Here is a 23,085-nt window from a genome sequence, read left to right on the forward strand (position 1 = left end):
TGCGGCGGTTTTGGGGGCCGGTCAATGGGTGTTTGGCGTGTAGGGTGGGTGACAACCCACCGCCCGTGCCACAGATCCAGCCTGCCCTTCCGACGCAGAACCGAGGGGGGCCGCCTACCGCGCCCCTACTCCCGCACGATCAGCACGGAAATCTTGGCATAGCGCGCCACCCGGGCCGAATTCGGCCCCTGAAAGCGGTCGATGATGTCGGGCTTGTGCGCGCCCATCACCACCAGATCGGCATGGGACCGATCCGCCGCGTCCAGCACCATTTCATAGACGCTGCCCACCTCGACGATGTGCTGCACCTTGCCGAAATCGGGCAGCACACGCGCGACAAAGGCATGCAACTGGTCGTTGGCGGCGCGCACCGCCTTTTTCATCGTGCCCTCTTCGAAATAAGATCCCACGATGGACATCCCGTAATCGGGGATCACGGTCACCACGCTGAGGGTGGCGCCGTAGAACCCGGCCAGTTCGGCGGCGCGTTTCAGCACCTTGGCATCTGCCTCGGCGTGTTGCAGGTCGACGGCGCAAAGGATGTGCCGGGTCATGCGGGGGCCTCCTGGGGCTGGCGGCGCTTGCGCCGCATTTGCAGGGCAAAGACCCCGCCCACCAACAGGAAGGCGGGCAGGTAGAACACTTCCTTGGGCATGCGGTCGGCGGCAATCTCGATCTCCACCACCTGCCAGTCGAAATCGATGCCCAGCTGTTCGGACGGGCCGCCAAAGGCCAGGTTGTCGACGTAAAGCGCGCCGTCCTCTTCGCGGAACTCGATCCCGGCATTCTGCTGCAAGCGGGCCGCCCCATCCCCGCCCGCCGCCCCAAGCGGCAGCAGATAACGGGCATCCACTGCGTTCCCCATCAGATCCTCGCCCACGAAACGCACGCGCAGCGATTCCTCTGCCGGGACGGTGGCGGCCAGATCATAAAGCGCCGATCCGGGCCGGGTTTCAAACTCTGGCGAGATCTGGTTCAGGAAATACCCCGGCTGGAACAGGGTAAAGGCCGCCAGCAGCAGCGCCGCGCTTTCCCACAGCCGCGATTTCACCATGAAATAGTTCATCGTCCCCGCCGCGAACAGCAGCATCGCGATCAGCGCCACGATAAAGACGAACACCGCCTGCACCGGCCCCACGTCGATCAGCAGCAGGTCGGTGTTGAAGATGAACAGGAACGGCAACAGCGCCGTGCGGATCGAGTAGAAGAACGCCTGGAACCCGGTGCGCAGCGGATCGCCCTTGGAAATCGCCGCCGCGGCAAAGGACGCCAACCCCACGGGTGGCGTCACGTCCGCCATGATCCCGAAGTAGAAGACGAACATGTGCACCGCGACCAGCGGCACGATCAGCCCGGATTGCGCCCCCAGTTCCACCACGACCCCCGCCATCAGCGAGGACACGACGATATAATTGGCGGTCGTCGGCAGCCCCATCCCGAGGATGATCGAGATCACCGCAACGAAGAACAGCATCGCCAGCAGGTTTCCGCCCGACAGGAATTCAACGAATTCCGCCATGACCTGGCCGATGCCCGTCAGCGTCACCGCGCCCACGATGATGCCCGCAACGCCCATGGCCGCGGCCAGGCCGATCATGTTGCGCGCCCCGATCACCAGCCCGTGGGCGATGTCTGAAACGCCCTCGCGGACATGTCTTGCGAACTCTCCTTCGCGGCGGAAGAACGCCTTGAGCGGGTTCTGCGTCAGCAGGATCACCAGCATGAACACCGTCGACCAAAAGGCGGACAGCCCGGGCGATTTCCGCTCGATCATCAGCATGTACATCAACAGCAGGATCGGCATCAGGTAATGCAGCCCGGTTTTCAGGATCTCGCGCGCGGGGGGCAGATGCTGCATGGAATCCAGGTCCATCGGCAGATCGGGCTGTTGCGCGGCGAAACGGACGGCGGCCACATAGGCAACCGCCATCAGCGCCAGAATCCCCCAGATCGACGCCCCGCCCAAGAGGGCCCGGGCCGCATCGACCGTCAGACCGCACAGCCACAACAGACCGCCGGCCAGGACGATGGAAATCGCAATGATGAAGATCGCGCCGAGGATGAACTTGACCGGGTTCATCCGCGAGGTGCCGGTCATCCCCATCTTCAGCGCCTCAAGATGGACGATATAGACCAGTGCGACATAGGAAATAGCGGCCGGAACAATCGCCGTCTTGACCACCTCGACATAGGAAATGCCGACATATTCCGTCATCAGGAACGCCACGGCCCCCATCACCGGCGGCGTCAGCACCCCGTTGATCGAAGAGGACACTTCGACCGCGCCGGCCTTGTGCGAGGGAAAGCCGACCTTCTTCATCAGCGGGATGGTGAAGGTGCCGGTCGTCACGACATTGGCGATGGACGACCCCGAAATCAGCCCGGTCGCGGCCGACCCGATCACCGCCGCCTTGGCCGGGCCGCCGCGCAGGTGCCCTAGGGCGGCAAAGGCGAGTTTGAGGAAATAGTTGCCCGCGCCCGCCTGGTTCAAAAGCGCGCCGAACAGCACGAACAGAAAGACAAAGCCCGAGGAAACCCCCAGCGCGACGCCGAAAACACCCTCTGTCGTCAGCCACATGTGGCTCATCGCCTTGGACAGCGACGCGCCTTTCCATTGCACGACATCGGGCAGGCCGGACCAACTGCCGAAGAAGACATAGGCCAGGAAGAACAGAGCCACCGCCATCAGCGGAATGCCAAGCGAGCGGCGCGCCGCCTCCAGCAGCAGGACCAGGCCCGCAACGGCAACCGTGATATCCAGCGTATTGGGCAGGCCTGAGCGTGCGGCCACCCCGTCATAGGCATACCATTGGTACGAGGCCGCAGCGGCCCCGATCAGCGCGATGCCCCATGTAAACCAGGGGATGCGCGTCCGCGGCGATGACTTGAACGCCGGAAAGGCGAGAAAAGCCAGCAACACCGCAAAGCCCAGGTGAATGGCCCGGGTCTGGGTATCGTTCCAGACGCCAACCCCCAGCGCGAAGGGCAGCGGAGAGGCAATCCACAGTTGGTATAGCGACCAGAAGAGCGGGATATACCACAGCGCGTTGCGCCCGAAGGCATCCCGCGGCTGGCGTCCCCCGGTATCGGCATCCGCGACGAAATCCTCCAGCGACTCGTCGGTCACCGCCTGGCTTTTCTCGGACATGCTGCCCCCGGTGTTGCAATCAAAGGGAAAATGCCCCCGGCACCACTACGGGCGCCGGGGGTTGAATGCGTTTAGCAGGGGCCGGGTTATTTCCAGCCGCGCTCTTGGTAGTATTTCATCGCGCCGGGGTGGATCTCGGCGCTCAGCGCGTCCTTGATCATCTCTTCCTCGGTCAGGCGCGAGAAGGCCGGGTGCAGCTTCTTGAAGTCCTCGAAGTTTTCGAAGACGGCGCTGACAACGGCATAGACCACCTCATCCGGCGTCTCGGCCGAGGTCACGAAGGTCGCCTTGGGGCCCCAGGACGGGATGTCGTCGGGGTTGCCGGGATACATGCCGCCCGGGATCGTCGCCTTGGCATAGGCCGGGTTGTCGGCCAGCAGCGCGTCGATCGCCTCGCCTTCCAGCGGCAGGATACTGATGTCGCAGGACGAGGTCGCCTCTTGGCTGGAGCCGTTGGGCAGGCCCGCGGCCCAGATCGCGGCATCGATCTTGCCGTCGCACAGCGCAGCCGACTGTTCCGAGGATTTCAGCTCGGCCGCCAGGGCGAAATCGTCGGCGGACAGCCCGGTGTATTCCATCAGCGTTTCGGCCAGAACACGGGTGCCCGAGCCGGGGTTGCCGATATTGATCTTCTTGCCCTTCATGTCATCCGGGCCAGCGATGTCCGCATCGGCACGGGCCATCACATGCAGCGGCTCGGGGTGGACCGAGAACAGCGCGCGCAGCCCTTCATAGGCCCCGTCATCGGCAAACGCGCCGGTACCGGCGATCGCGGCGGCCTGCACGTCCGACTGCACCACGCCAAAGTCCAGCTCGCCCGCGCGGATGGTGCGGGTGTTGTAGACCGACCCGCCGGTCGATTCGACCGAGCAGCGGATGCCGTGATCCTTGCGGTCCTTGTTCACCAGACGGCAGATCGCGCCCCCGGTGGGGTAGTACACGCCGGTCACGCCGCCGGTGCCGATGGTGATGAACTGGTTGGCCCATGCGGACCCCGCAGTCGCCACGCTCAGCGCCAGAACGGCACCGCCCAGTTTCAGCTTGTTCATCATGGTTTGTTTACTCCCTGTGCTTTTATGGGGTCTTGACTGACCACGGGAAACCTAGCCCCCGCAACCGCGTCGAACAGCCCCCTTTGTCAGGACCGCACGCAGACGCGCCGCCCCCGACGAGTGGCGGCAAGTCTTTCGGCTGCGATTGTCATTGTCAACGTGCCAGGGCGGTGCTTTAGTTTTCGGATCAACGCGCGCAGGCCAGAGTGATACCAAACCCCGACCACCCGAACGGACCGCACCGTTGCCCCCACGGCGCAACGGACGCCCGGGTTCCTGCGCGCCCAACGCCCTGCCCCCTTTAAGAAAGCCCATGCCATGGCGGCCTCTCATGTCTTTCCGCGCAACTGCCACGCCCCCCTGCCCGTCGCGACCAGCGGCGAGGGCTGCTTCCTGATCGATGCCACGGGCAAACGCTATTTCGACGGTTCGGGCGGCGCGGCGGTGTCCTGCCTGGGGCATTCGAATCAGCGGGTGACCGACGCGATCAAGGCACAGCTTGACCAGTTGGCCTTTGCCCATACCGGCTTTTTCACCTCCGATCCGGCCGAGGCGTTGGCGGATTTCCTGATCGCCCGCGCGCCGGGGGATCTGGACCGCGTCTATCTGGTCTCTGGCGGGTCAGAGGCAACAGAGGCCGCGATCAAGCTGGCCCGCCAATACCATGTCGAACGGGGCGAACCGCAGCGCCGCCACCTGATCGCCCGGCGGCAAAGCTATCACGGCAACACCCTGGGCGCGCTGGCCGCAGGCGGCAACGCCTGGCGGCGCGCGCAGTTCGCGCCGCTGCTGACCGACATGCACCACATCGCGCCCTGCTACGAATATGCCGAACGCGCCGAGGGCGAAACGCTGGAGGCCTACGGCCAGCGCACCGCCGACGAGCTGGAGGAGACAATCCAGCGTCTGGGCCCGGACACGGTGATGGCCTTCATCGCCGAACCCGTGGTCGGTGCGACCCTGGGCGCCGTGCCCGCAGTGCCCGGGTATTTCAAGCGCATCCGCGAAATCTGCGACCGCCACGGCGTGCTGCTGATCCTGGACGAGGTGATGTGCGGCATGGGGCGCACCGGGCACCTGTTCGCCTGCGACGCGGACGGTGTCGCCCCCGACATCCTGTGCATCGCCAAGGGTCTGGGCGCAGGATACCAGCCCATCGGGGCGATGCTGGCCTCGCGCAGGATCTACGACACCATCGCGGACGGCTCGGGCTTTTTCCAGCACGGGCATACCTATGTAGGCCACCCGGTCGCGGCCGCCGCCGGCCTGGCCGTGCTGCAGGAAATGGCCGATCACGACCTTGTCGCCCGCGTGAACCGCATGGGCCAGAGCGTCATGCAAGAGGGATTGACCCGCCATTTCGGACAGCACCCCCATGTGGGCGATATCCGGGGCCGCGGCTTCTTCTGGGGGGTCGAACTGGTGGCCGACCGTGCGTCGAAAACCCCCTTCGATCCGGCCCTGGGCGTTGCGGGCAAGCTGAAACGCGCCGCGATGGACGAGGGGTTGATCTGCTACCCGATGGCCGGCACCCGGGACGGGCAACAGGGCGACCACGTCCTGTTGGCGCCCCCCTTCATCGCCACCGAGGACGAATTGGAAATGGCCTTCGCCGCGCTGTCGCGGGCGCTGGACCGGGTTCTGCCCGCCACCGCCTGACCGGGCCTACATTTCGACCTGCTGGGCAACGCCGCGCGCCTGGGCCAATTCCACAGCGCGCGCGGCGACCGCCAGATCCTGCAGCCCCACGCCGGTCCCGTCGAACAGGGTGATCTCCTCTGCCGACTGCCGGCCCGGCGCCGCCCCGATGATGACCTTACCGATCTCGGTGATGTCGCTTTCCGCAATCAACCCCTCTGCCACGGCGTGCTGTGCCTCGCCGATGCTGACCGATTGCGCGATCTCGTCGGCAAAGACGCGCGCGCGCGCCAGCAGGGCGGCCTCCACCTCCTGCTTGCCCTTGGTATCGGTGCCCATGCAGGCAATATGGGTGCCGGGGCGGACATGCGCCGCCAACAGGCTGGGCGCAAAGCTGGAGGTGATGGTGACGATCACATCGGCCTGCGCGCCCAGCTCTTCCAGCGACACCGCCTCGAAGGGCAGGCCCAGTTCCTCGGCGGTTTCGGCCAGGCGCGGCAGCATCTCCGGATGCAGGTTCCACCCCACGACCTTGTCGAAATCGCGCTGCCGAACCGCCGCCCGCATCTGAAAGGCCGACTGATGCCCGGCCCCGATCATCCCCAACACCCGCGCATCCGCGCGTGCCAGATGCCGGATCGACACCGCGCTGGCCGCTGCGGTGCGCAGCGCCGTCAGCAGGTTACCGCCCACCAGCGCATGCGGCTGCCCGGTATCGGCATCGAACAGCACCACGGTCGACTGGTGGTTGGTCAGCCCCTTGTCCGCGTTCCCCGGCCAATACCCACCCGATTTCAGCCCCAGCACCAGCCCGGCCCGGTCGAACCCCGACTTGAAGCCATAAAGCGCATCGGCATGACCGATTGCCTCACGGATCACCGGGAAGTTATAGGCATCCCCCCGCGCCATGGCCCCGAACACGGCCTCGACCGCCTCGAAACTGTCTTCTGCCGAAATCAGCCCGGCAATCTCGCGCTCCGGCACGATGATCATCGCTGCCCCTCCTGATCACTCATCGCGGGCCACGGGGAACCACGCCCCCGCGCCCGTTCTGCTTTGGTCGAAATATCCTGCCAGAGGCAGTCGCCCGACGGGCGGCTTTCCTCAATAGGCCTTGCCGCGGGCCGAGACGGGCCAGACGGCCTCTACCTTGTCGCCGCGCAGGCCGACATACCAGTCGTGCACGTTGCAGGTGGGGTCGCAATGGCCGGGAACCAGCTTCAGCTTGTCGCCGACTTTCAGCTTGCCCTCCGGGTCTGCGACCACGCCATGTTCGTCCGAACATTTCACATATTCAACATCGTCACGGCCATAGATGACCGGCAGCCCGCTATCCACGGATTGCGCCTTCAGCCCCGCATCGACGATCGCCTTTTCGGGTTTCGCATGGCTCATGACCTGGGTCAGCAGGAACAGCGCGTTTTCCCATTCGCCCTTGTCGATCCGGTTGCCATCCTTGTCGAGGATCCGCCCGTAATCGGCGTCCATGAAAGCATAAGATCCGCATTGCAGCTCGTTATAGACCCCCGAGGCGCTCTCAAAATAATAGCTGCCGGTGCCCCCGCCCCCGACGATGTCGCACTCCAGCCCTTGCGCCCTCAGGCCCTCGACCGCGTCGCGCACCATGGCGATGGCGATATCGACCTTGGCCTTACGATCCTCATAATTGTCCATATGCTGCATTGCGCCCTGGTAGGCCTGAATGCCGGCAAACTTCAGCCCCGGCGCTGCGTCGATGGCCTTGGCGATCTCGACCACGGCGGGCGTGGTGGTCACGCCGCAGCGCCCGGCGCCGCAGTCGATCTCGACCAGGCATTCGATCTGGGTGCCGTGCTTTTGCGCCGCCGCCGACAGATCGGCCACGTTATCCACATCGTCCACGCAGCAGATCGTGCGCGCGCCCAGCTTGGGCATCCGCGCCAGCCGGTCGATCTTGGCCGGGTCGCGCACCTGATTGGACACCAGCACGTCCTTGATGCCACCGCGGGCAAAGACTTCGGCCTCGGATACCTTTTGGCAGCACACACCGCAGGCGCCGCCCAGCTTTTCCTGCAACTTGGCCACGTCCACCGACTTGTGCATCTTGCCGTGCACCCGGTGGCGCATGCCATGGGCACGGGCATAATCACCCATCTTCTTGATGTTGCGTTCCAGCGCGTCCAGGTCCAGCACCAGGCAGGGCGTCTGCACGTCAGCCGCATCCATACCGGGCAGCGCAGGCACGTCAAAGCCCACTTCGAGGTTGTCGAGACTGGTCATGTCTTTCATGTCGTCCTCCTGTTTCGGGCTCAGCCGGCCATCCAGGGCAGGCGATCGAGATCCACATTGCCGCCGGTGATGATCACGCCGACCCGCTTGCCGCGGAACGCTTCGGGGTATTTCAGGATGGTCGCCAGCGGCACCGCGCAACTGGGTTCCATCACGATCTTCATCCGCTGCCAGGTCAGTTTCATCGCGTCGATGATTTCCTGTTCCGACGCGGTAAAGATGTCGGTCACGTAGTTGGACACGAAGTGCCAGGTGTTTTCCTTCAGCGGCACCTTCAGCCCGTCGGCCACGGTCACGGGGGCATCGTCGGCGATGATGTGCCCGGCCTTCAGGCTGCGGCAGGCGTCGTCGGCCTGCTCGGGCTCGGCGGCATAGATCTGCACGTCGGGGGCGATGTTCGACAGCGTCAGGCAGCAGCCCGAGATCATGCCACCGCCCCCGATAGGCGCGATCACCGCGTCCAGCCCGTCGGTCTGTTCCATCAACTCGCGCGAACAGGTGCCCTGCCCCGCGATCACGCGCAGGTCGTTGTAGGGATGCACGAATTCGGCGCCCGTGCGTTCCTGGACCTCCGCGAACACAGCCTCGCGCGACGTGGTCGAGGGCTCGCATTCGGTGATCTGGCCACCGTAGCCGCGCACGGCGGCTTTTTTCGCCTCGGGCGCGGTGCGCGGCATCACGACATGGCAGGGGATGCCACGCCGCCCGGCCGCATAGCTCAGCGACAGCGCGTGGTTACCAGAGCTGTGGGTCGCCACGCCCTTTTTCGCCTTGTCGTCATCCAGGCCAAAGACCGCGTTACACGCCCCGCGCACCTTGAAGGCGCCGGCCTTTTGAAAGTTCTCGCATTTGAAAAACAGCTCGGCACCGGTCAACTCGTTGAAATAAGACGAGGTCAGAACCGGGGTACGATGGATATAGGGCGCGATCCGCCGGTGGGCTGCAACCACGTCGTCGAAGGTAGGGATCATGCTGGCCATGTCTTTCATTCGGCTTTGACCTCCGGGTGACAGACCGGCCGGACAACCAGCCGGACAACGCCGCGCGCGGGGCGATATGCGTCACCCGTGCTGCAACAAATTTGCTCAGACTGATAAGGTAGCGCCGCGCTGTCAGATCTCAATTTTTTTGAAAACATTTTTCAAAAACGGCAGGTGCGCGGAAAAACACCTTGCAGCAAGAGGTTGCCTTTTTCATCATGTGAAAAAGTATTTCAAATTCAGGAAATCCATGACAGACAGCACTGCCCCTGCCCCGCCGGAACGCCGTGCGCGCGGGCGGCCGCGCGCCTGGACCGACACCAGCGAACAGAATGTCATCAAGGCGCTGGATCGCGGCATCGCCGTGCTGGAACGCCTGGGCGAAATCGGCGGGTGCACCCTGTCGGAACTGGCCGCCGCGCTGGACCAGCCCGCCGCCAGCATCTACCGCGTGCTGTTCACCCTGGAAACGCGGGGCATGGTCGAATTCGATGCCGACAGCCAGACCTGGAACATCGGCGCCGGGGCCTTTCGCATCGGGTCGCGCTTCCTGCGCCGGTCGTCCCTGGCCGAACAGGCTCGCCCCGCCCTGCGCGCATTGATGGAGGCCACGGGAGAGACCGCAAACTTGGGTGTCGAACGGCACGGCCAGGTGTTGTTCCTTAGCCAGGTGGAAACCCATGCCGCAATCCGGGCCTTCTTTCCGCCGGGCACGCTGTCGCCGATGCACTCCTCGGGGATCGGCAAGGCGCTGCTGGCGCAGATGCCGCCCAGCCGGGTCGAGGAAATCGTGAAACGGCACGACTTGGCGCGCTTTACGCAGACCACCCTGACCGATCCGCAGGCGCTGGCCGCCGACCTGGCCGCGACCCGCGCCCGGGGCTATGCCATCGATGACGAGGAAAAGAATGCCGGCATGCGCTGCGTCGCCGCCCCAATCTTCGACATGCATGGCGAGGCGGTGGCCGGGGTGTCGGTCTCTGGCCCCGCGCAACGGCTGCCACAGGCCGCCCTGCCCGATCTGGCACAGGAGGTGATGCGCGCCGCCCGCCAGATCACGCAAGGCATCGGCGGCAACACCGGCGCAGGCGCGGGGTAACGGGCCGTAAGGGAACCTTGCACCAACTGCCAGCCGAGGTAAGTAATACTTATGGCAACCCCAACGCTGAAACAGCTCCGTTATTTCGAGGCCGTGGCCCGGCACGGTCATTTCGGCCACGCCGCCGAGACCTGCGCCATCTCGCAACCCGCGCTTTCCATGCAGATCAAGGAGCTGGAGGCGACCCTGGGCGCGCCCCTGTTCGAGCGGGGGCCGCGGCATGTGCGCCTGACCGGCTTTGGCGAAGAGGTGCTGGCCCGGTCGCGCGACATCCTGCGCGCGGTGGACGACCTGCAGGAAATGGCCCGCGCCGCCCAGGACGAGGTCAGCGGCCGGATGCGGCTGGGCGTGATCCCCACGGTCGCGCCCTATCTGCTGCCCGCGCTGATGGGGCGGTTGATGGCCAGCTATCCGGGGCTGGACCTGCGCGTGCGCGAAACCGTCACCCCGCGCCTGCTGCAAGAGATGGAGGCCGGCGCGCTGGACGCGGCGATCGTGGCCTTGCCGATTTCGGAACCCGCCCTGGCAGAGGTACCGCTTTTCACCGAGGAATTCGTGCTGGTCCGCCCCGCGGCAGAGGCCGGTGCGCCGGTCCCCCGCGCCGAAACCCTGCGCGAAATGCGCCTGCTGCTGCTGGAAGAGGGGCATTGCTTTCGCGACCAGGCCCTTTCGTTCTGCGCCGCGCCCGCGGCGCGCCCCCGCGAATTGCTGGATGGCAGTTCGCTGTCGACGCTGGTGCAGATGGTCGGCGCGGGCATGGGGGTGACGCTGATCCCCGAAATGGCCGTCCCGGTCGAAACCCGCTCGGCCGATGTGTCGATTGCCCATTTCCAGACGCCCCGCCCGCAACGGACCATCGGCATGATCTGGCGCAAGACCAGCCCGCTTGCCTGCCGTTTCCAGCGGATCGCCGACACGGTGCGCGACACCGCCCAGGCACTGAACCTGACAACGGCAGAGAACACGGCGGCGTGATCTTTCCAACAGACCGCATCTGGCGCAACGATCTTTCGGGCGATTGATTTTTCCCGCCCAACCTGCGATTTCCCCACCGATAGACCGTCAGCAAAGGACACGCCCCATGCCAGCCCTTCGTTCCCGCACCTCCACCCATGGCCGCAACATGGCCGGCGCCCGCGGCCTGTGGCGTGCGACAGGTATGTCGGACGAGGATTTCAACAAGCCGATCATCGCGGTGGTCAACTCCTTCACCCAGTTCGTGCCGGGCCATGTGCATCTGAAGGATATGGGCCAGCTTGTCGCGCGCGAGATCGAAAAGGCCGGCGGCGTGGCCAAGGAATTCAACACCATCGCGGTGGATGACGGCATCGCCATGGGCCATGACGGGATGCTGTATTCCCTGCCCTCGCGGGAACTGATCGCGGATTCGGTGGAATATATGGTCAACGCCCATTGCGCCGACGCGATGGTCTGCATCTCCAACTGCGACAAGATCACCCCCGGCATGCTGATGGCGGCGATGCGGCTGAACATCCCCGCCGTCTTTGTGTCCGGCGGCCCGATGGAGGCCGGCAAGGTCATCCTGGACGGCACCGAAAAGGCACTGGACCTGGTGGACGCGATGGTGGCCGCTGCCGACGACCGGGTCAGCGACGAGGACGTGATGACCATCGAACGCTCTGCCTGCCCGACCTGCGGGTCGTGTTCGGGGATGTTCACCGCCAACTCGATGAACTGCCTGACCGAGGCGTTGGGCCTGTCGCTGCCCGGCAATGGCTCGACGCTCGCCACCCATGCCGACCGCCGCCGCCTGTTCGAAGAGGCGGGCCACCGCGCAGTTGAACTGTGCAAGCGCTACTATGAAAACGACGACGAAACCGCCACGCCGCGCGGCATCGCCACGCGCGCGGCCTTTCTGAACGCGATGACGCTGGACATCGCGATGGGCGGCTCGTCCAACACCGTCCTGCACATTCTGGCCGCCGCCAAGGAAGGCGGGGTCGATTTCACCATGGATGACGTGGACGCCCTGTCGCGCAAGGTGCCCGTGCTGTGCAAGGTCGCCCCGGCCAAGGACGACGTGCATATGGAGGATGTCCACCGCGCCGGGGGCATCATGGCGATCCTGGGCCGGCTGGATGCGGCGGGCCTGCTGGACCGCGACGTTCCCACCGTCCACACCCCCACCCTGGGCCAGGCGATCGATACCTGGGACATCAGCCGAGGCGCGGATGAGGCGGCAAAACTCTTTTTCCGCGCAGCACCCGGTGGCGTGCCCAGCCAGACCGCCTTTAGCCAGGATCGCCGTTGGGAAAGCCTGGACACCGACCGCGAAACCGGCGTGATCCGCGACGCACAGCACGCCTTTTCCCCCGATGGCGGGCTGGCGGTGCTGTCGGGCAATCTGGCCCCCGATGGCTGCATCGTGAAAACCGCCGGTGTGGATGACAGCATTCTGGTCTTTTCCGGCCCGGCCCGCGTGTTCGAAAGCCAGGACGCCGCGGTCAGCGCGATCCTGACCGGCAAGATTTCGGCCGGCGACGTGGTGGTCATCCGCTATGAGGGGCCCAAGGGCGGCCCGGGCATGCAGGAAATGCTGTACCCCACCAGCTACCTGAAATCCAAAGGCCTGGGCAAAGCCTGCGCGCTGGTCACCGATGGCCGCTTCTCGGGGGGCACCTCGGGGCTGTCCATCGGTCACGTTTCGCCCGAGGCCGCCAGCGGCGGCACCATCGGCCTGGTGCGCGAGGGCGACACGATCCAGATCGACATCCCCAACCGCACCATTCAACTGGCCGTGGACGAGGCCGAACTGGCCGAACGGCGCAAGGCGCAAGATGCGGCGGGCTGGAAACCGGCAGAACCGCGCAAACGCCGCGTGACCTCGGCGCTGAAGGCCTATGCCGCGATGGCCACCAGCGCCGCCGAGGGCGCGGTGCGCAAGGTGCCTGATTTCGACTGATACGGCCTGCCGCGTCACGCGCGCGTGGCGCGCCTGTCGGGAAATGGTGCACCTAAAGGGAGCAAGCTCGAACCTCCTGTTCCAAGAGTTGTTGGCTTGGGAGCAAAGGCTAAAGGAAATGCCGAACTGCAGCAGATTGGACGCAACGGCTTTGCATGGTACCCGATGACGGTACCGCCTGTGCTCACGTCGCCGAGGGTGGCAAGCAGAAGTCCGCTGCACTCGCGAGCCGGCCCCATCTCTATTATCAAAGCCGCCATTCACTGTTAGCAAGACACGCTCTTGAAGCCAGGACGGAGGAGTGTATTGTTGTTGCCCAGCTCGCCCTTTAGCTGTGCGTGCGGGGCAATACAAGATGGGAGTTAAGGGTGGTTTTTAAGCGGACTCGGCAAAGGCAGGAGATTTCAGAAAATCCAATCGAGTTGTTCCGATCGTTATCAAAGCGATCTTTTTCCACAGAAATGCCGCACCAGAGGGCGATAATTGAGTCATATATGGCTGACGCTCTCGAGAAGCCAGATGTTGCGCTTCAGTTGCCAACAGGTAGCGGAAAAACTCTTGTAGGGGTGATGATCGGTGAGTGGCGGCGGCGTAAACTGAACGAAAAGGTGGTTTACCTATGCCCCACGCGCCAACTCGTTCATCAAACTGCGGAGCAGTGCGCTAACAAGTTTGGTTTGGACGTGGTTAAGTTTGTAGGGCAGAAATCGAAATATTCTCCCATTGACGCCGCCCAGTATCGTCAAGGGAAAAAGATCGCGATTACGACATACAATAGCTTGTTTAACACTAACCCATTTTTTAATGATGCCGACACCATCATTGTAGATGACGCTCATACTGCCGATAATTATATTAGCAGCATGTGGTCATTGGAGGTTGATAGTAGGGAGAAGTCGCACAGGCCCCTTATCAGGGCCATCGCCAGCATACTGAAGCCCCATATTGGAAAGCTCGACTACTCAATCCTGTGCGGTGACATCTCGTCTTTCGCCGATGTTGGGTGGGTCGACAAGATTCCTACTCCAGTAATGCTAGCGGTGAAGGATGATCTGATCGAAGTTATTGATGAAAACGTCGAAGAGATTGGCCTTCATTTCTCATGGAAAATGATTCGGGAAAACTTGAATTCGTGCCACATTTATATTGGCTTTGGCGGGCTTCTTATGCGTCCGATCATTCCCCCCACATGGTCGTTTCCTGCATTCGAAAACGCCAAGCATCGACTTTTCATGTCTGCTACGCCCGGGGAGGGCGGTGATCTTGAGCGCCTTACGGGTCGCGAAAAGATTTACAGGCTGCCAGCGCCAGTTGGCTTCGATCTCGAAGCCGTGGGTCGGCGCTTCTTTATGTTCCCAGGGATGTCGTTGGATGCCGAAGAAATTGACGAACTTCGCCTAAAGTTGATGGAACGTGCGGGCCGTTCGGTAGTCCTTACGCCCAGCGGGAAAGTGGCAAAAAAGATCGAAGAAGCCGTCGAAGATGGCCTTGGCTATTCAGTCTTCGGCTCTGATGAGCTCGAGCACTCGAAAGGAGACTTTGTCAATCAGGAAAAGGCGGTCGCCATCCTTGCTGGCCGATATGATGGAATTGATTTTCCAAAGAAGGAGTGCAGACTTCTGTTTATTGAAGAGCTTCCCAAGGCAGCAAACTATCAAGAGAGATTTTTTCAAAAGAAAATGGGGGCAGAGCTGCTCCTCAGTTCGCGCATTCAAACTCGTGTGCTGCAGGCAATCGGCCGCTGCACGCGCAGCATCGAAGACTATTCCGTTGTGGTTGTGAGCGGTGGAGAACTTCAAGATTACCTTTCCGCGGTGGATAGGCGCGAGTTTCTTTATCCCGAGTTCCAAGCCGAAATTGAGTTCGGAGTGGAAGAGTCAATAGACGTTGAGCAGGAAGAGTTTCTTGCAAAATTTGACGCATTCTGGGAGCATGATGACGACGGGCTTTGGGGAGAAATCGAAGATGATATTCGGCAACTCACGAAGGCGAAGTCCAGAAACCCATTCCCCGCCACTGAAGATCTCGAACGAGCAGTTCCGTTCGAAATAGCCTACCAAAGGGCCTTGTGGAAATCAGATTATCCTGCCGCGCTCGAGAGTGCAAAGCGAGTGCTGGCAGCATTGGAAGATCCAGATCTGAGGGGATATCGTGCTTTGTGGCATTATCTTGCAGGATCGGCGGCGCTTCTTGCTGGCAAGGGTGGAAACTCCATGATGGAAAAGGTGGCCCAAGAGCAATACAATCAGGCGATGAAGGCGGCCAAGCACCTGCCATGGGCATCTTCGTTGCTGCCTCCGGAAAAAAAGGACCCTGAGGTCTTGGACGTTGATGAAAACCTCCAAGATCAGGTTGAAAAGATCGAAGCCACACTTGTTCGAATGGGTACTTCGAGCGATAGGAAATTTGCGAAGGCTGAGAAAAAGATCCTTGAAGGCTTGCAAGAAACGAAAACCTTCGAAAGCTCTCAGGTGGAATTGGGGCGACTGCTCGGTTTCACTGCGGATAACAACGAAACCGATGCAGCTCCTGATCCATGGTGGATTGGGAAGTCTAAAGGCATTGTGTTCGAAGATCATGCTGACGGCGAGAGCGGCACTGTATTCGGAGCGGTAAAGGCGAGGCAGGCCAACGGGCATCCAGCGTGGCTTCGGGACAACGTCGATTACGCAAGTGAATGCGATATCCTCGCCGTAATCGTGTCCCCCGTAAGTAAAGCGGGTGATGGCGCCTTCCCCCACCTTAGGTCGGTCGCCTTTTGGGACTTGGACGACTTCAGGCGCTGGGCTCAAGAGGCATTGGCGGCTTTGCGCGGATTGAAGAGCTCCCTCCCGGGCGCCGGCGATATGCTTTGGCGAGCCGAAGCAGAAAGAGTTCTTGATGAGAAGGGTCTTTCAATGGCACGCCTGCGGGAACGTCTCGAAGCCCGGATGGCCCATGACGTTCTCGAGCGCCACAGCGCCAAGTAATTTTGGGATATCAGCCCTGCCCCAGTGAGAGATCACTTGGATCAGCATTGTATGAGGTTTCATTGTCATCGATTGCGCGCGTGCCGCGGACGCGAGCTTTGTCGGGTTGCTTTGCAGCAACAGTAGGCAGGGTGAACGTTTGGTGAGGGCCGTTAAACCCGCCGATACCAATGTTCGGCTGGCGATTGGTTGTGGTGCGAGTATTCAATTTCTTTGAACTCCCCCGCGTCAACTGCCTTGCGAAACTGTGTTCCCAGTGCTTTCCGCTGACCTGAGGTGCCGACCTTTTCGAAGTCCTTGTTTCCCCCAAATAGCGTGCGAAGAGAAAACAACTGGCCTCTTTCCAAGGTCGAGACCCACCGCATGATTTCTTCTCTCAGATCGTCGCGCATGGCTACCCTTCCAACTTCACTGGTGGTCACGAGCAGATTAGGGTGAACGTCCGCTGTGTGGAAGCTGCGAGGCAGCGAGTTCTCAATCGCGGAACGACGGCTTTGGGCCGAACTGCGACAATGAATCCTATGCGGCGGGCTAAACGTGCCTTTGTGATGCGCGCCAGTGGCTTGAGCCGCAGTGCCTTCCTCTCTCAAACGAGTCGAACAAAGTAGTCAAACGTGGTGATTCGGTGGAGATCTTCGGCTCTCTTTGTCACTAAGCCTGACATTGTGCTTTTTGCCTAGATCTATGTTGTGCCTTTTTCCAGAAATGATTGAGGTTAAGTCTTGAAATCCACGGCAAGCCATTCTGTGATGTGCTTTTTCTCACCGCCCTTAATGTGCTGATTTCCAGCGTAGTGGCTTTGTGAATTGTCACTTACTCTTACCTTTCCAGCAAAGGAAAGTTCGAACTAATGTCCTGTTATGGCTCGGATTTATTCGAACCCGAGCGATACTGCATAGAAATATGAGGAGAGTTCGAAGATGAAAAACGACACGACAGACAGCAACGTGGTGGACTTTCAAGATATCAAGAAACGGCATTTCACCTACGTAAGGCCGCCGATGGATTTGCGCGCCTGTGAAATTGACCTGCACCGTCTTCCCTTGTCCCCAGAACAGCGGGATCAGTTCCTTGAGGCGCTTTGGTCGATCATTCTGGCCTTCGTCGACCTCGGGTATGGGGTTCACCCGACTCAGCGCGTCTTTGTCCCGAAGGAGAGCGCCTCAGGAATCGTGGCAGAGTTGGGCGAAGTCCTGCAGGAAGCGGCCTGATAGGTTTTTCACTCAAGCCAAAAAACTTGGGCGCTGCCAGCGCGCTGTCGGTGCCCAGTCGTAACACAGAAGCCTTTTCAATTGATGGAGACATTAATGCCGTCTGAGACGTCACAGAGGTGCCTGATCTATGTTCGTGTTTCATCGGCCAAGCAGGTAGCGGAGGGGACCGGCCTTTCCAGTCAAGAGCAGAGCTGCCGCTCGTACGCGAAAGCTCGCGGGTACGATGTTGCTGAAGTGTTTACCGACATCATTTCCGGGACAGTAGGTGAGCGACAGGGTACAAAATCCTTGCTCTAATACTTGAAGAAAAACCGTCGCGAGAGCTTCGTGGTCGTCGTTGACGACATTGACCGTTTTGCCCGTGATGTTTCGGTCTTCACGGATCTGCGAAAGCAGATCGAGAGCGCGGGGGCGCGCCTTGAGAGTCCCAAGTTCGAGGTCGGACAGGACGCGCATTCCAGCTTTGTCCTCAAGCTGCGTGTTCTGCTTGGGGAACTGGAGGCAGGCAACAACCGCGAGCGTGCGCAGGGTCGGGTCCGCTCTCGCCTTGAGATGGGCTACTGGACCTTCGCAGCGCCATGGGGATACCGCTACGAGAAGACTGCGGCGCACGGCAAGATTCTAGTGCGCGACGAACCACTTGCATCGATAATTGCCGAGGCGCTTAACGGGTATGCCACTGGTCGGTTTCAATCTCAGGCAGAAGTAAAGCGCTTCCTCGACTCGAAAAGGGAGTTCCCAAAGGATTACAGAGGGAAGGAAGTAAGCGTCGACCGCGTCTCGAAGATCATCAAGAATTTGCTGTATGCTGGATATCTGCAGCGCCCTGAGCGTGGAATCCCACTGACGCCTGCCTTTCATGAAGCACTGATCACTTATGACACCTATCTTATAAACCAGCACAAGTTGAGACAGGCAGCCGTCGCACCGGCGAAGAAGAATATCGATAGGGATTTTCCGCTGCGTGGATTCCTGGTGTGCGAGACCTGCGGGCGCAAACTGACATCTTGTTGGTCGCAGAGCCACACCGGTCGAAGGTACCCTTACTACCTTTGTCAGTATCGTGGCTGCCCGGAAAAAGGAAAATCGACCCCGAGGCATCAGTTGGAGGGGCAGTTCGAAGCTATCCTGCAGTCGTTGGAACCAAGCAAGGAAACCTTCGATGTCGCTGAAAGAATGTTTAAAACCGCATGGAAGCAGCAAGGCCAGAATGCGCAAAAGGAGGCCCGTCGCCTGAAACAGCGATCAACACAGATCGACAAGTAGGTATCGGACCTACTCTCACGAGCGGTACAAACCAAGAATGACGACATTGCGAGCGCTTACGAACGAAAGGTCGCCGAACTTCAGGCAGAGAAGGCGATAGTCGATGCCGAGGCCCTCAGGATTAGCGTCCCGGTGCATTCGTTTGAGGAAATGTTCGAACTCTCGATGGGGTTCTTGGCAAGTCCCTATGAAATATGGGAAAAGGGCGGCTTCGACCTGCGGAGAACTGTACTCAGGCTGGTGTTTGCTGCTCCGCTTGAGTACAGCCGAAAAGACGGTGTTCGAACCCCAGAAACCACCTTCCCCTTCAAGGCCTTACGCTTTCTTGAAGACTCGAATTTGAAGATGGTGCGGGCGGCGGGACTCGAACCCGCACGGGCCAGGCCCTAGCGATTTTAAGTCGCTTGTGTCTACCGTTCCACCACGCCCGCGGGAACGCTGTCTTGCCTACCGCCGCGACGCGCGAAAGACAATGCGTCCGGCGCCTACCCCGGCGGGGCAAAGGCGCTGTCCTTCACCGCCTCCATCGCGACATAGGTGGAACTGTTCGCCACGTACGGCAGGGCCGAAATGCGGTCCGCCATCACCGCGCGATAGCTGGCCATGTCGGCCGTGCGCACCTTTAGCAGGTAATCGAACCCGCCCGCGATCATGTGGCATTCCTCGATCTCGGGGATGGCGCGGACGGCGGCGTTGAATTCCTGCAACGCGGCCTCGCGCGTGTCCGAAAGCCGCAATTCGACAAAGGCCACATGCGCCAGACCCAGCCGGATCGGGTTCACCATGGCGCGGTAGCCGGTGACGATGCCGCGTGCCTCCAGACGGCGCAGGCGGGCCTGGGTCGGCGTCTTGGACAGACCGATCCGGCGGGCCAGTTCGGCCACGGGAATGCGCCCCTCGCTGGCCAGGACATGCAGAATCGCGCGGTCGTGGCGATCAAGCGGTTCCGGATCGTTCGGCATGAAAACCTCAGGATATTTGGTCTGATCGCCCGGCAAAACCAATCAAGATGGACGATCAGGCGCGGTATATGCAGGTATACTGGGCCAAATCCAGGGGAATTGCCATGACCGAAACGCTTGCCGCGCTGCGCGCCCGCATCGACGACACCGCCTATGCGCCCGAGGGGCCCGTGCTGCGCGACCTGTTGGCGGGCTGCGCCCTGTCGCCCGCCGACCGCGCCGCCATCAGCACCGAGGCCGCCGCCCTGGTGCGCGAGATCCGCGCCAAGGACCGCCCCGGCCTGATGGAGGTTTTCCTGGCCGAATACGGCCTGTCCACCGAAGAGGGCGTCGCCCTGATGTGCCTGGCCGAGGCACTGTTGCGCGTGCCCGACGCCGAAACCATGGACGCGCTGATCGAGGACAAGATCGCCCCCAGCGACTGGGGCCGGCACCTGGGCAAATCCGCCTCGCCGCTGGTCAATGCCTCGACCTGGGCGCTGATGCTGACGGGCCGCGTTCTGGACAAGCCCGAACCGGGGCTGGCCGCCACCCTGCGCGGCGCGGTGAAACGGCTGGGCGAGCCGGTGATCCGCACCGCCGTGGGCCGCGCCATGCGCGAGATGGGCCGCCAGTTCGTGCTGGGCGAGGATATCGACGCCGCCATGGACCGCGCCGCAGGGATGGAGGCCAAGGGCTATACCTATTCCTATGACATGCTGGGCGAGGCCGCGCGCACCGATGCCGATGCCCGCCGGTATCTGGATGCCTATGGCGCGGCGATCGCCCGAATCGCCCAGGCCGCCACATCGGACGACGTGCGCGCCAATCCGGGGATCTCGGTCAAGCTGTCGGCCCTGCATCCCCGGTATGAGGTCGCGCAGCACGACCGGGTGATGGCGGAACTGACCCCGCGGCTGCTGCAACTGGCATTACAGGCGCGCGAGGCCAACATGGGCCTGAACATCGACGCCGAAGAGGCCGACCGCCTGTCCCTGTCGCTGGACGTGATCGAAACCGTGCTGGCCGATCCCCGCCTGGCGGGCTGGGACGGCTTCGGCGTGGTGGTGCAGGCCTATGGGCAGCGCGCCGGGCTGGTGCTGGACTGGCTGCACGCGCTGGCCGCAAAGCACGACCGCCGGCTGATGGTGCGGCTGGTCAAGGGCGCCTATTGGGACACGGAAATCAAGCGCGCGCAGGTGGCGGGGGTGGACGGCTTCCCGGTCTTTACCCGCAAACCTGCGACCGATGTCAGCTATATCGCCAATGCGCGCAAGATGCTGGGCATGACCGACCGCATCTATCCGCAATTCGCCACCCATAACGCCCATACGGTGGCCGCGATCCTGCAAATGGGCACGGATCGGGGCGCGTTCGAGTTTCAGCGCCTGCACGGGATGGGCGAATCCCTGCACGACCTGGTGATGGCGAAACATGACGGCACCCGCTGCCGGATCTACGCCCCGGTGGGCGCACATCGCGACCTGCTGGCCTACCTTGTGCGGCGACTCCTGGAAAACGGGGCCAATTCGTCCTTCGTCAACCAGATCGTGGATGAGGATGTGGCCCCCGAAGAGGTCGCCGCCGATCCCCTGACCCAGGTCGAGGCGCATCAGGACGCGCCCGAACACCCCGCGATTGCCCGCGCGCCCGCGCTGTTCGGGCCGGGGCGGCGCAATTCGCGCGGCTGGGATCTGGCCCATGCCCCCGACCTGGCGGAAATCGAGGCCGCCCGCGCCCCCCATCGCGGCGCGCGCTGGCAGGCCGGGCCGCTGATCGCAGGCGATGCCGCGCCCGGCCCCGCCTGCGGCGTGGTCAACCCCGCCGATCCGGGCGACGTGGTGGGGCAGGTCCGCCCGGCATCGGACGCGGACGTGGACGCCGCCCTGGCCGCCGCGCGCCCCTGGGATGCCCCGGTGGACGACCGCGCGGCCGTCCTGCGCCGCGCCGCCGACCTGTACGAGGATCACTTCGGCAAAATCTTTGCCCTAGTCGCGCGCGAGGCGGGCAAGACCTTGGCCGACGCCGTGGGCGAGCTGCGCGAGGCAGTGGATTTCCTGCGCTTCTACGCGGATGAGGGCGCGGCCTCCGACGCGCCAGCGCGGGGGGTGTTTGCCTGCATCTCGCCCTGGAACTTTCCGCTGGCGATTTTCACCGGACAGATTGCCGCCGCGCTGGCCGCGGGCAATGGCGTGCTGGCCAAACCGGCCGAGCAGACACCGCTGATCGCCCATCTGGCGGTGACGCTACTGCACCGGGCGGGCGTGCCGCGTGCCTGCCTGCAACTGCTGCCCGGCGACGGCGCGACGGTGGGGGCGCGGCTGACCTCGGACGCGCGGGTGGGGGGCGTGGCCTTCACCGGCTCAACCGAAACGGCGCGGCTGATCCGGGCGGCGATGGCCGATCACATGCCCCCCGGCACGCCGCTGATCGCGGAAACCGGTGGGCTGAACGCGATGATCGTGGACAGCACCGCGCTGCCCGAACAGGCGGTGGCGGATATCCTGGCCTCCAGCTTTCAATCTGCCGGGCAACGGTGTTCGGCCCTGCGGTGCCTGTATGTGCAAGAGGACATCGCCGAAAGCTTCCTGACGATGCTGCAAGGGGCGATGGCGGAATTGCGGTTGGGCGACCCGTGGGATCTGTCCACCGATGTCGGCCCGCTGATCGAGGCGGCCGCCAAGGACGATTTCACCGCCCATATCGACCGCGCCCGCACTGCGGGACGGCTGTTGTGGCAGGGCGATGCCCCCCCGGCGGGCCATTTCCTGTCGCCCACCCTGATCCGCGTGGACGGCATCGCCGCGTTGGAGCGGGAAATCTTCGGCCCGGTGCTGCATGTCGCCACCTTCCGCGCCGAAGAGATCGACAGCGTGATCGACGCGATCAATTCCAGCGGCTACGGCCTGACCTTTGGCCTGCACAGCCGGATCGACGACCGCGTGCAGCATGTGGCCGAGCGGCTGCATGTCGGCAACCTTTACGTCAACCGCAACCAGATCGGCGCCATCGTGGGCAGCCAGCCCTTTGGCGGCGAGGGGTTGTCGGGCACGGGCCCCAAGGCGGGCGGCCCGCATTACCTGGCCCGGTTCCGCGCCCGCCCGGTCGCCCCGGTGAACGAGGCCGCCCAAGGCACGGCGAACGCGGCCGGGCTGGCCATGGCGCTGGCTGCGGCGGTCCCGGCGCAGGGGCCAGAGGCCCGCGCCCTGCCCGGCCCCACGGGCGAATCCAACCGGCTGACCACCCTGCCCCGCCCACCGATCCTGTGCCTTGGCCCCGGGCCGGGGGCGGCCGCGTCACAGGCCCGCGCGGTCCGCGATCTGGGCGGCGCGGCGGTCGAGGTCACGGGCGAGGTATCCCCCGACCTGCTGGAAACGCTCGCCCCCCTAGGGGGCGTGCTGTGGTGGGGGGATGCGGACACGGGCCGCGCCTATGAACGGGCCCTGGCCCGGCGCGCAGGCCCGATCCTGCCGCTGATCGCGGGCCACCCCGACACCGCCCACGCCCGGGCCGAGCGGCATTTGTGCATCGACACCACAGCCTCGGGCGGGAACGCGGTGCTGTTGGCCGAGGTGGGTTCCGCTTGA

General features: G+C 63.0%; 16 protein-coding genes, 1 tRNA gene and 1 pseudogene. 9 read left to right on the forward strand and 9 right to left on the reverse strand.

The annotated features are described in order from the left end of the window. Nucleotides 1-125 precede the first annotated feature (125 nt). The 3 genes from EV656_RS10590 to EV656_RS10600 all read right to left on the reverse strand — a co-directional run bounded on the left by EV656_RS10590 (nucleotide 126) and on the right by EV656_RS10600 (nucleotide 4,200). Nucleotides 126-554, reverse strand: coding sequence for a universal stress protein (locus EV656_RS10590; protein WP_132603498.1), 429 nt, complete (start codon nucleotides 552-554; stop codon nucleotides 126-128). Continuing rightward, entirely contained in the window at nucleotides 551-3,148 is a 2,598-nt protein-coding gene (locus EV656_RS10595; RefSeq protein ID WP_132603501.1) for a TRAP transporter permease, read from the reverse strand. The genes EV656_RS10590 and EV656_RS10595 overlap by 4 nt, the downstream gene beginning before the upstream one ends. An 86-nt stretch (nucleotides 3,149-3,234) precedes the next feature. Then, nucleotides 3,235-4,200 (reverse strand): TAXI family TRAP transporter solute-binding subunit, encoded by a 966-nt coding sequence (locus tag EV656_RS10600; protein WP_132603504.1) that lies wholly within the window; start codon nucleotides 4,198-4,200, stop codon nucleotides 3,235-3,237. A 318-nt stretch (nucleotides 4,201-4,518) separates the two neighbouring features. Between EV656_RS10600 and EV656_RS10605 the strand changes: the two genes are divergently transcribed. Further along, nucleotides 4,519-5,859, forward strand: a complete 1,341-nt coding sequence (locus tag EV656_RS10605) for an aspartate aminotransferase family protein (RefSeq protein WP_132603507.1) — start codon at nucleotides 4,519-4,521, stop codon at nucleotides 5,857-5,859. Nucleotides 5,860-5,865: 6 nt separating this feature from the next. Here the strand turns inward: EV656_RS10605 and bhcD are convergent, their stop codons facing one another. The 3 genes from bhcD to bhcB form a co-directional block, all read right to left on the reverse strand. Next, a complete protein-coding gene (gene bhcD / locus EV656_RS10610; protein ID WP_132603510.1) occupies nucleotides 5,866-6,831 on the reverse strand; it encodes an iminosuccinate reductase BhcD in 966 nt (321 codons plus the stop codon). Nucleotides 6,832-6,942: 111 nt separating this feature from the next. Next, a complete protein-coding gene (gene bhcC, locus EV656_RS10615) occupies nucleotides 6,943-8,106 on the reverse strand; it encodes a 3-hydroxy-D-aspartate aldolase BhcC (protein WP_132603513.1) in 1,164 nt (387 codons plus the stop codon). Between the two features lie 20 nt (nucleotides 8,107-8,126). Beyond that, complete coding sequence (bhcB, locus tag EV656_RS10620; protein ID WP_132603516.1) at nucleotides 8,127-9,095, reverse strand: beta-hydroxyaspartate dehydratase BhcB; 969 nt, start codon at nucleotides 9,093-9,095, stop codon at nucleotides 8,127-8,129. A gap of 241 nt (nucleotides 9,096-9,336) precedes the next feature. Between bhcB and bhcR the strand changes: the two genes are divergently transcribed. The 4 genes from bhcR to EV656_RS10640 all read left to right on the forward strand — a co-directional run bounded on the left by bhcR (nucleotide 9,337) and on the right by EV656_RS10640 (nucleotide 16,077). Then, a complete protein-coding gene (bhcR, locus tag EV656_RS10625) occupies nucleotides 9,337-10,185 on the forward strand; it encodes an HTH-type transcriptional regulator BhcR (RefSeq protein ID WP_132603519.1) in 849 nt (282 codons plus the stop codon). Between the two features lie 51 nt (nucleotides 10,186-10,236). Next, nucleotides 10,237-11,160, forward strand: coding sequence for a LysR substrate-binding domain-containing protein (locus EV656_RS10630; RefSeq protein ID WP_132603522.1), 924 nt, complete (start codon nucleotides 10,237-10,239; stop codon nucleotides 11,158-11,160). Between the two features lie 106 nt (nucleotides 11,161-11,266). Further along, entirely contained in the window at nucleotides 11,267-13,108 is a 1,842-nt protein-coding gene (gene ilvD, locus EV656_RS10635; RefSeq protein WP_132603525.1) for a dihydroxy-acid dehydratase, read from the forward strand. A 461-nt stretch (nucleotides 13,109-13,569) separates the two neighbouring features. Next, the gene (locus EV656_RS10640; protein WP_274610542.1) at nucleotides 13,570-16,077 is read left to right on the forward strand and encodes a DEAD/DEAH box helicase; all 2,508 of its coding nucleotides are present in this window, start codon (nucleotides 13,570-13,572) and stop codon (nucleotides 16,075-16,077) included. Between the two features lie 152 nt (nucleotides 16,078-16,229). Here the strand turns inward: EV656_RS10640 and EV656_RS10645 are convergent, their stop codons facing one another. Continuing rightward, the gene (locus EV656_RS10645) at nucleotides 16,230-16,469 is read right to left on the reverse strand and encodes a hypothetical protein (protein ID WP_132603531.1); all 240 of its coding nucleotides are present in this window, start codon (nucleotides 16,467-16,469) and stop codon (nucleotides 16,230-16,232) included. A gap of 528 nt (nucleotides 16,470-16,997) precedes the next feature. Here EV656_RS10645 and EV656_RS10650 point away from each other — a divergent pair. The 3 genes and pseudogenes from EV656_RS10650 (at nucleotide 16,998) to EV656_RS10660 (ending at nucleotide 18,557) form a co-directional block, all read left to right on the forward strand. Then, complete coding sequence (locus EV656_RS10650; protein WP_132603534.1) at nucleotides 16,998-17,288, forward strand: hypothetical protein; 291 nt, start codon at nucleotides 16,998-17,000, stop codon at nucleotides 17,286-17,288. Nucleotides 17,289-17,384: 96 nt separating this feature from the next. Then, nucleotides 17,385-17,837: pseudogene (locus EV656_RS16800) on the forward strand (recombinase family protein); the annotation flags it as partial. A gap of 6 nt (nucleotides 17,838-17,843) precedes the next feature. Further along, a complete protein-coding gene (locus EV656_RS10660) occupies nucleotides 17,844-18,557 on the forward strand; it encodes a recombinase zinc beta ribbon domain-containing protein (RefSeq protein WP_242469023.1) in 714 nt (237 codons plus the stop codon). A gap of 346 nt (nucleotides 18,558-18,903) precedes the next feature. Here the strand turns inward: EV656_RS10660 and EV656_RS10665 are convergent. Then, nucleotides 18,904-18,988, reverse strand: a tRNA-Leu gene (locus EV656_RS10665). 54 nt (nucleotides 18,989-19,042) lie between these two features. Beyond that, complete coding sequence (locus tag EV656_RS10670) at nucleotides 19,043-19,519, reverse strand: Lrp/AsnC family transcriptional regulator (RefSeq protein WP_132603543.1); 477 nt, start codon at nucleotides 19,517-19,519, stop codon at nucleotides 19,043-19,045. Between the two features lie 104 nt (nucleotides 19,520-19,623). On the opposite strand from EV656_RS10670, the gene putA reads away from it, so the two are divergent. Continuing rightward, the gene (gene putA / locus EV656_RS10675; protein WP_132603546.1) at nucleotides 19,624-23,085 is read left to right on the forward strand and encodes a bifunctional proline dehydrogenase/L-glutamate gamma-semialdehyde dehydrogenase PutA; all 3,462 of its coding nucleotides are present in this window, start codon (nucleotides 19,624-19,626) and stop codon (nucleotides 23,083-23,085) included.

Origin of the sequence: Rhodovulum adriaticum, from assembly GCF_004345735.1 — a bacterium.
In the GTDB taxonomy this organism is placed as follows: Bacteria; Pseudomonadota; Alphaproteobacteria; order Rhodobacterales; family Rhodobacteraceae; genus Rhodovulum; species Rhodovulum adriaticum.

Bases quoted from the DNA above. Each gene is read 5' to 3' on its own strand.
- EV656_RS10590 (WP_132603498.1), bottom strand. From the start codon at position 554: ATGACCCGGCACATCCTTTGCGCCGTCGACCTGCAACACGCCGAGGCA.
- EV656_RS10595 (WP_132603501.1), bottom strand. From the start codon at position 3,148: ATGTCCGAGAAAAGCCAGGCGGTGACCGACGAGTCGCTGGAGGATTTC.
- EV656_RS10600 (WP_132603504.1), bottom strand. From the start codon at position 4,200: ATGATGAACAAGCTGAAACTGGGCGGTGCCGTTCTGGCGCTGAGCGTG.
- EV656_RS10605 (WP_132603507.1), top strand. From the start codon at position 4,519: ATGGCGGCCTCTCATGTCTTTCCGCGCAACTGCCACGCCCCCCTGCCC.
- bhcD (WP_132603510.1), bottom strand. From the start codon at position 6,831: ATGATCATCGTGCCGGAGCGCGAGATTGCCGGGCTGATTTCGGCAGAA.
- bhcC (WP_132603513.1), bottom strand. From the start codon at position 8,106: ATGAAAGACATGACCAGTCTCGACAACCTCGAAGTGGGCTTTGACGTG.
- bhcB (WP_132603516.1), bottom strand. From the start codon at position 9,095: ATGAAAGACATGGCCAGCATGATCCCTACCTTCGACGACGTGGTTGCA.
- bhcR (WP_132603519.1), top strand. From the start codon at position 9,337: ATGACAGACAGCACTGCCCCTGCCCCGCCGGAACGCCGTGCGCGCGGG.
- EV656_RS10630 (WP_132603522.1), top strand. From the start codon at position 10,237: ATGGCAACCCCAACGCTGAAACAGCTCCGTTATTTCGAGGCCGTGGCC.
- ilvD (WP_132603525.1), top strand. From the start codon at position 11,267: ATGCCAGCCCTTCGTTCCCGCACCTCCACCCATGGCCGCAACATGGCC.
- EV656_RS10640 (WP_274610542.1), top strand. From the start codon at position 13,570: ATGCCGCACCAGAGGGCGATAATTGAGTCATATATGGCTGACGCTCTC.
- EV656_RS10645 (WP_132603531.1), bottom strand. From the start codon at position 16,469: ATGCGCGACGATCTGAGAGAAGAAATCATGCGGTGGGTCTCGACCTTG.
- EV656_RS10650 (WP_132603534.1), top strand. From the start codon at position 16,998: ATGAAAAACGACACGACAGACAGCAACGTGGTGGACTTTCAAGATATC.
- EV656_RS10660 (WP_242469023.1), top strand. From the start codon at position 17,844: ATGGGCTACTGGACCTTCGCAGCGCCATGGGGATACCGCTACGAGAAG.
- EV656_RS10670 (WP_132603543.1), bottom strand. From the start codon at position 19,519: ATGCCGAACGATCCGGAACCGCTTGATCGCCACGACCGCGCGATTCTG.
- putA (WP_132603546.1), top strand. From the start codon at position 19,624: ATGACCGAAACGCTTGCCGCGCTGCGCGCCCGCATCGACGACACCGCC.